Source organism: Porphyromonas uenonis 60-3 (assembly GCF_000174775.1).
Classification (GTDB): Bacteria; Bacteroidota; Bacteroidia; order Bacteroidales; family Porphyromonadaceae; genus Porphyromonas; species Porphyromonas uenonis_A.
Genome location: NZ_ACLR01000108.1, coordinates 1 through 578, shown reverse-complemented (window position 1 = coordinate 578; position 578 = coordinate 1). Strand labels below are relative to the sequence as shown.

1 pseudogene is annotated in these 578 nt (G+C 52.9%); it reads right to left on the bottom strand.

Annotated features, from left to right (window positions below):
* Positions 1–215: 215 nt before the first annotated feature.
* Positions 216–578, bottom strand: a pseudogene (locus tag PORUE0001_RS02725) (signal recognition particle protein); the annotation flags it as partial.

Below are 578 nucleotides of genomic sequence, written 5' to 3'. Positions count from 1 at the left end.
AAGAATTGCTCGATTTCCTTGATAGTGTGCTGTGAATGAACTCATCCTGCATGATGCGTTAGCCCTACTCCGAATGAGGACCGGTGGCTTAGACTCAAAAAAGAGTAGCACGCTCCTCGTCTGCTGACGGAGAGCGTGCTACTCCTTGGGAGAGGCCTGAGCTATGCTACTGAAGTCTCTCTAGGCGTGTCGCTTGCGATGCGAATTTGAGCAGGCTAGCGACGCTTCTTGTTCTTTTTCTGCATCTTGGCTTGCATACGTCCCAAGCCTCCGCCTTGCATCTTGCGCATGACTTTGCTCACTTGGTCAAACTGCTGGATGAGCCTGTTGACCTCGGCGACAGAGGTGCCGCTACCGTCGGCGATACGCTTGCGACGTGAGCCATCGAGGATGCTAGGCTTGGCACGCTCCTCGGGGGTCATAGAGTGGATGATTGCTTCGATGCCCTTGAAGGCGTCGTTGCTGATATCGAGATCCTTGACCATCTTGCCGACTCCTGGGATCATGGAGACGAGGTCCTTTAGGTTACCCATCTTCTTGATCTGAGCAATCTGAGCGAGGAAGTCATTGAAGTCAAA